This window comes from Micromonospora sp. NPDC049171, assembly GCF_040648275.1.
Taxonomy (GTDB): Bacteria; Actinomycetota; Actinomycetes; order Mycobacteriales; family Micromonosporaceae; genus Micromonospora.
This window is the reverse complement of record NZ_JBEZDJ010000042.1, coordinates 56,817-63,870: the sequence shown is the minus strand read 5'-3', so window position 1 is coordinate 63,870 and position 7,054 is coordinate 56,817. Positions and strand designations below refer to the sequence as shown.

Below are 7,054 nucleotides of genomic sequence, written 5' to 3'. Positions count from 1 at the left end.
GTGGCGGGCGTCCCGGGACTCCTTCGGCGGGACGTTGTGCAGCGCCTGGGCGTGGTAATACTCGCTGAAGGCGTCGATGCACATCCCGCCGCCCCGGTTGATCATGGAGTTATAGCCATGACACGCCGACGGCGGCGGCTATAACTCCATGATCAACGGGGCCTGGGACGGTGGTGGGGGGAGGGGGACGGGGGGACGGGGGGGCGGGGGGACGGGGGGACGGGGGACGGGGGGGGTGGGTTACTTCACTGAGGGGGTTACGAAGGGGGGTTTGGTTAGGGTCAGGGGGGCTCGGCGGCCTCGGATGTCGATCTCGACCTCGTCGCCTTCGGCGAGGTTGGCGTCGGTGTCCAGCAGGGCCAGGGCGATGCCCTGTTTGCGGGTTGGGGAGAAGGTGCCGCTTGTCACCTCGCCGACCTGGGTGTTGCCCACGTGCAGGGTCATGCCGGGGCGGGGGATGGCCCGGTCGACGGCCACCAGGCCGCGCAGCGTACGCCGGGGGCCGGCGGCCTTCTCGGCGAGCAGCGCGTCGCGGCCCCAGAAGGCCGGCTTGTCCCAACCGACGGCCCAGCCCGAGCGGGCCTGCACCGGGGTGATGTCCACCGAGAGGTCCTGCCCGTGCAGTGGGTAGCCCATCTCGGTACGCAGGGTGTCCCGGGCGGCCAGGCCGCAGGCCCGCAGCTCGAACGCCTCCCCGGCGGCGAAGAGGGCGTCCCAGACGGTCACCGCGTGCTCCGCCGGCACCACCAGCTCGTATCCCAGCTCGCCCGTGTACCCGGTACGGCAGACGGTCAGCTCCACCCCGGCCAGGCTCGCCGCGGAGAAGCTCATGTAGCCGTGTTCGGTGGGCAGGTCGAGGGCGGCCAGCAACGCGGCTGAGCGGGGGCCCTGCACGGCCAGCACGGCGTACCCGTCGTGCTCGTCGGTGACGGTGACCTGCGCGGGCGCGGCGGCGCGCAACCGGCGCACCACCTCGGCGGTGTTCGCGGCGTTCGGGATGAGGAACACGTGGTCGTCGGCGTACAGGTAGGCGATGATGTCGTCCACCACGCCACCGGTGGCGTCGTCGCAGCAGAGCGTGTACTGCGCCCGGCCCGGCCCGATCCGGCCCAGGTCGTTGCTGAGGCAGGAGTTGACGAAGTCGGCCGCGCCGGGGCCGCTGACCCGGGCCTTGCCGAGGTGCGACACGTCGAAGACCCCGACCGCGGTCCGCACCGCGGTGTGCTCCTTGAGCACCCCGCCGCCGGCGTACTCCAGCGGCATCTCCCAGCCCCCGAAGGGGGCGAACTTGGCGCCGGCGGCGGTGTGCCGCTCGTGCAGCGGGGAACGACGCAGCCGGGTCGCGGCGGCGTCGGAGGTCACGTCGGTCATGGGTGGCAACTTACCGGGGGCCAGGTCGCTGGTTAGCATCGGCGGGAGCCCGCTGGCGCTGTCGGCGGGACAACCATGACGTTCGGCGGGTACGTTCCGCCGAAGACCTTCACCGCCGGTACGCGACGCCGCGACCGGCCCGGCCCGCCCGGAGTAGCTTCAGTGACATCGCCCCGCACCACCAACCTGAGCCTGGTCGACACCGATCCGGCCGAGCTCGCCGTCGACGCGATCGTGATCGGCGTGCACAGCCAGACCGGAGAGCAGGGCGCCACGAGCGGCCTCGCCGGCACCCTGCTGCTCGCCAGCGGCGCGGAGAGCATCGCCGCCGCGTTCGACGGAAAGCTGACCGAGACGCTGGCGCTGCTCGGCGCGACCGGTGGGCCGGGTGAGGTCATCAAGCTGGCCACGCTGGGCACCGTGACCGCCCCGCTGGTCGCCGCGGTCGGGCTCGGCCCGGAGCCGTCGGGTGCCGCCCCGGCCCCGGAGACGCTGCGCCGGGCCGCCGGTTCGGCGATCCGGGCCCTGGCGGGCGCGCCCAGGGTCGCGCTGGCGATGCCGCTGCCGGACGACGCGGACGCGTCGGCCGAGCTGCGCGCGGTCGCGGAGGGCGCGCTGCTCGGCGGGTACCGGTTCGCCGGCTACAAGACCCGTCCGCAGCCGACCCGGCGGGAGCCGGTGACCGAGGTGCTGATCGCGGTGCCGGACGCCGATGACGCGGGCGCCCAGGCGGAGGTCACCCGGGCGCAGGTGGTGGCGAACGCGGTCCGGCTCACCCGGGACTGGGTGAACACCGCTCCGAACGAGTTGCGGCCGCCGTCGTTCGCCGACGCGGTCGCCGGTGCCGCCCGGGACGCGGGCCTCGGCGTCGAGGTGCTGGACGAGGCGGCGCTGGCCGCCGGCGGTTACGGCGGCATCGTCGCGGTCGGTCAGGGCTCGGAGGCCCCGCCCCGGCTGGTGAAACTCACCTACACGCCGCAGAACGGCGGCAACGGCAAGCGGGTCGCGCTTGTCGGCAAGGGGATCACCTTCGACACCGGCGGCATCTCGATCAAGCCGGCGCAGGGCATGTGGGAGATGAAGTCCGACATGGGCGGCGCGGCCGCGGTGGGCGCGGCCATGCTGGCGATCGCCGCGCTGAAGCCGGCGGTGGCGGTCAGCGCCTACCTGCCGATGGCGGAGAACATGCCGTCGGGCACCAGCTACCGGCCGGGTGACGTGATCACCATGTTCAACGGCAAGCGGGTCGAGGTGCTCAACACCGACGCCGAGGGCCGGATGATCCTGGGCGACGCCATGGCCCGTGCCTGCGCGGACGGCACGGACTACCTGTTCGAGACCTCCACCCTGACCGGTGGCCAGGTGGTCGCGCTGGGCAAGCGGGTGGCCGGCGTGATGGGCACCCCGGAGCTGTGCGAGCGGGTCCAGGTGGCCGGCGACGCGGTCGGCGAGCCCGCCTGGCCGATGCCGCTGCCCGACGACGTGCGTAAGGGCATGGAGTCCGACGTGGCGGACATCTCGCAGGTCAACGCCGGGATGGACCGGGCCGGTCACATGCTGCAGGGCGGGGTGTTCCTGCGCGAGTTCGTGACCGACGACGTGGCCTGGGCGCACATCGACATCGCCGGCCCGAGTTACCACTCGGGCGAGCCGACCGGCTACTGGACCAAGGGCGGCACCGGCGTCCCGGTCCGCATGCTGGTGCAGCTCGTCGAGGACGTCGCCGCCAACGGCTGACGAAGCTCCGGGAAGGGCCGCCCGCCGACGCGGGCGGCCCTTCCGCACGTCTCGCTGCCGCTCGCGGCGGCGTTCGCGCCTCGGTGCCGCTCGGGCGGGCTTCGCGCCTCAGTGCCGCTCGGGGCGGCGTTTGCGCCGTTCGTTGAAGTCGCGCATCCGCTGCGGGTAGCCCATCAGCCGGACGTCGTACACCGGGATGCCCATCCGGTACGCGAAGCGCCGGGCGCCGTCCGGGCCGTCGATGCGCCGCCGGGTCCACTCCCCGTCGTCGGCGATCAGGATGACGGTGGTCTCGGTCACCGTCGTCCGCGGCTCGATGAACGCCTCGACGCCACGCCGGCTCCGGACGAAGTTCTCCAGATGGTCCAGGTCGCCACGATCGGCGACACGATCACGGCTCGGCACAGCCGCCTGTTTGCGGCGCCGGAACAACCCCACCGGACCTCTCCCCCACCGTGCGTCATCGACAACGGTGCCAAGGGTACGTGTCGATGACGTGTCGTTGGGCACCTCGGTACGCACCCTGTGCCCGGTGGTGACAAGATGACCGAGGTGGGGTGTGTCTGTGTTACACCCCCGTGACCCCCGATGCAGCGACGCGACCTGGGAGTTGGACGTGAGCGAGCCGAACGAAGCGACCTTCGACATCGTCATCCTCGGAGGTGGCAGCGGCGGTTACGCGGCGGCGCTGCGCGCCGCCCAGCTGGACCTGAAGGTCGCGCTGATCGAGAAGGGCAAGCTCGGCGGGACCTGCCTGCACAACGGCTGCATCCCGACGAAGGCGCTGCTGCACGCCGCCGAGATCGCCGACCAGGCCCGCGAGTCGGAGCAGTTCGGTGTGAAGGCCGAGCTGATCGGCATCGACATGGCCGGGGTCAACTCGTACAAGGACGGTGTGATCTCCCGCCTGTACAAGGGCCTGCAGGGCCTGGTGGGCAGCTCGAAGAACATCACCTTCGTGGCCGGCGCGGGCAAGCTGGTCGGCAAGAACGTCGTCGAGGTCGACGGCAAGCGCTACACCGGCCGCAACATCGTCCTGGCCTCCGGCTCGTACGCCAAGAGCCTGCCCGGCCTGGAGGTCGACGGCGAGCGGATCATCACCAGCGACCACGCGCTCATGATGGACCGGGTGCCGTCGTCGGTGATCGTGCTCGGTGGCGGCGTGATCGGCGTCGAGTTCGCCAGCGTGTGGAAGTCCTTCGGGGTGGACGTGACGATCGTCGAGGCGCTGCCCCGGCTGGTCGCCGCCGAGGACGAGGAGTCGTCGAAGGCGCTGGAGCGGGCGTTCCGCAAGCGGAAGATCAACTTCAAGGTCGGCAAGCCGTTCGAGAAGGTCGAGAAGACCGAGAACGGCGTCAAGCTGACCATTTCCGGCGGCGAGACCGTCGAGGCGGAGCTGCTGCTGGTCGCCGTCGGTCGCGGCCCGAACACCGCCAACCTCGGGTACGAGGAGCAGGGCGTCAAGATGGACCGCGGCTACGTGCTGACCGACGAGCGGCTGCGCACCAGCGTGCCGAACGTCTACGCGGTCGGCGACATCGTGCCCGGCCTCCAGCTCGCGCACCGCGGCTTCCAGCAGGGCATCTTCGTCGCCGAGGAGATCGCCGGGCAGACCCCGGCCGTGATCGACGAGGTCGGCATCCCGCGGGTCACCTACTGCGACCCGGAGCTGGCGTCGGTGGGCCTGACCGAGGCGAAGGCCAAGGAGCAGTACGGCGCCGACAAGGTCAAGACCGTCAACTTCAACCTGGGCGGCAACGGCAAGAGCCAGATCCTCAAGACCACCGGCTTCGTGAAGCTGGTGCGGGTGGAGGACGGCCCCGTGGTCGGGGTACACATGATTGGCGCCCGGGTGGGTGAGCTGATCGGTGAGGCGCAGCTCATCTACAACTGGGAGGCCTACCCGGCCGAGGTCGCCCAGCTCGTGCACGCCCACCCGACCCAGAACGAGGCCCTGGGCGAGGCGCACCTGGCCCTCGCCGGCAAGCCGCTGCACGCGCACGCCTGATCATCCACAACCGCGGCGTCCGGCGACGGGCGAAGATCCCACCAGGGGAATGAAGGAGTCTCAGAACATGCCGGTATCGGTCACCATGCCCCGGCTCGGCGAGAGCGTCACCGAGGGCACCGTCACTCGCTGGCTCAAGCAGGAGGGCGACACGGTCGAGGTCGACGAGCCCCTGCTCGAGGTCTCGACCGACAAGGTCGACACCGAGATCCCGTCGCCCGCGGCGGGCGTGCTGAGCCGGATCGTGGTCGGCGAGGACGAGACCGCCGAGGTCGGCAGCGAGCTGGCGGTCATCGCCGGTGAGGGCGAGTCGACCGGCGGTGGCGAGGCCGCCCCGCAGGAGCAGGCCCCGGCCGAGTCGGTCGAGCCGGTCACCGAGCCGACGGCCGCCGCCGAGGGCACCGCCGACGAGGTGGCCCAGGACGAGGCCCCGGCCGAGGCACCGGCTCCGGCCGCCGCCTCCTCGGGCGAGGGCACCGCGGTGAAGATGCCGGCCCTGGGTGAGAGCGTCACCGAGGGCACTGTCACGCGCTGGCTCAAGCAGGTCGGCGAGACCATCGAGGTCGACGAGCCGCTGCTGGAGGTCTCCACCGACAAGGTGGACACCGAGATCCCCTCGCCGGTCGCCGGCACCGTCCTGGAGATCAGGGTCGCCGAGGACGAGACCGCGGCGGTCGGCGCCGACCTGGCGATCATCGGCGTTGCCGGTGCGGCCCCCACCCAGGCGAAGCCCGAGCCGAAGCCCGAGCCGAAGGCGGAGGCGCCGGCTCCGAAGGCCGCGCCGAAGCAGGAGCCGAAGGTCGACGAGCCCACGCCGGGCATGTCGTACAACGAACCGGCCGCGGAGACCGAGAGCTCGGCGCAGCCGGCGAAGACCGAGCAGGCCGCGCAGCCGGCCGCGGCGACCTCGGCGCCGTCGCGCCCGTCCGCCCCGGCGCCGGGTGCCGGCGAGGAGGCCGCCGGGTACGTGACCCCGCTGGTGCGCAAGCTGGCCAGTGAGCACGGCGTCGACCTGTCCACGCTCAACGGCACCGGCGTGGGTGGCCGGATCCGCAAGCAGGACGTCCTCGACGCGGCCGAGAAGGCGAAGGCTGCCAAGGCCGCTCCCGCTCCCGCCGCGCAGCCGGCCGCCGCACCGTCGGCGGCTGCGGCCAAGCCGGCCGTCAAGCCGCAGCCGAGCGGCAAGCGGGGCACCACCGAGAAGCTGACCCGGACCCGCAAGGCGATCGCCAAGCGGATGCACGAGTCGCTGCACGAGATGGCGCAGCTCACCACTGTCATCGAGGTGGACGTCACGCGGGTCGCCAAGCTGCGGGCGCAGGCGAAGGACTCGTTCCAGCAGCGGCACGGCGTGAAGCTGTCCTTCCTGCCGTTCTTCGCTCTCGCCACCGTCGAGGCGCTGCAGACGTACCCGATCGTCAACGCCCGGATGGACCTGGCCGAGGGCACGATCAGCTACCCGAACGCGGAGCACCTCGGCATCGCCGTGGACACCGAGCGGGGCCTCGTCGTGCCGGTCGTCCACAACGCCGGTGACCTCAACCTGGGCGGCATCGCCAAGCGGGTGGCCGACCTGGCCGAGCGGACCCGGATCAACAAGATCAGCCCGGACGAGATCGCCGGGGCGACCTTCACGCTGACCAACACGGGCAGCCGGGGCGCCCTCTTCGACACGCCGATCGTGCCGACGCCGCAGTCGGCGATGCTCGGCACGGGTGCCGTGGTCAAGCGGCCGGTCGTGGTCAACGACCCGGATCTGGGCGAGGTCGTCGCGGTCCGGTCGATGGTCTACCTGGCCATGTCCTACGACCACCGGCTGATCGACGGTGCCGACGCGGTCCGTTTCCTGGTCGCGATCAAGGAGCGGCTGGAGGCCGGCAACTTCGAGGCGGAGCTGGGCCTGTCCTGATCCCGCGCATCGCGTAGAGGCGCCCCGGT

5 protein-coding genes are annotated in these 7,054 nt (G+C 71.9%); 3 read left to right on the top strand and 2 right to left on the bottom strand.

What is annotated here, in order from left to right; genetic code table 11:
• Positions 1 to 240: 240 nt before the first annotated feature.
• On the bottom strand, positions 241 to 1,371 hold the full coding sequence (gcvT, locus tag AB0B14_RS34660; protein WP_357526301.1) for a glycine cleavage system aminomethyltransferase GcvT: 1,131 nt from the start codon (positions 1,369 to 1,371) through the stop codon (positions 241 to 243).
• 162 nt (positions 1,372 to 1,533) lie between these two features.
• On the opposite strand from gcvT, the gene AB0B14_RS34655 reads away from it, so the two are divergent.
• A complete protein-coding gene (locus AB0B14_RS34655; RefSeq protein WP_357074876.1) occupies positions 1,534 to 3,108 on the top strand; it encodes a leucyl aminopeptidase in 1,575 nt (524 codons plus the stop codon).
• 108 nt (positions 3,109 to 3,216) lie between these two features.
• On the opposite strand, the gene AB0B14_RS34650 is transcribed toward AB0B14_RS34655, so the two are convergent.
• Complete coding sequence (locus AB0B14_RS34650) at positions 3,217 to 3,546, bottom strand: hypothetical protein (RefSeq protein WP_357074879.1); 330 nt, start codon at positions 3,544 to 3,546, stop codon at positions 3,217 to 3,219.
• Positions 3,547 to 3,724: 178 nt separating this feature from the next.
• Here AB0B14_RS34650 and lpdA point away from each other — a divergent pair, with 178 nt between their 5' ends.
• Both lpdA and sucB read left to right on the top strand, forming a co-directional pair.
• Positions 3,725 to 5,116: a dihydrolipoyl dehydrogenase gene (gene lpdA, locus AB0B14_RS34645; RefSeq protein ID WP_357074882.1), complete on the top strand. Its 1,392-nt coding sequence runs from the start codon at positions 3,725 to 3,727 to the stop codon at positions 5,114 to 5,116.
• A gap of 67 nt (positions 5,117 to 5,183) precedes the next feature.
• Entirely contained in the window at positions 5,184 to 7,025 is a 1,842-nt protein-coding gene (sucB, locus tag AB0B14_RS34640; protein WP_357074885.1) for a 2-oxoglutarate dehydrogenase, E2 component, dihydrolipoamide succinyltransferase, read from the top strand.
• Positions 7,026 to 7,054 lie beyond the last annotated feature (29 nt).

Bases quoted from the DNA above. Each gene is read 5' to 3' on its own strand.
- gcvT (WP_357526301.1), bottom strand. From the start codon at position 1,371: ATGACCGACGTGACCTCCGACGCCGCCGCGACCCGGCTGCGTCGTTCC.
- sucB (WP_357074885.1), top strand. From the start codon at position 5,184: ATGCCGGTATCGGTCACCATGCCCCGGCTCGGCGAGAGCGTCACCGAG.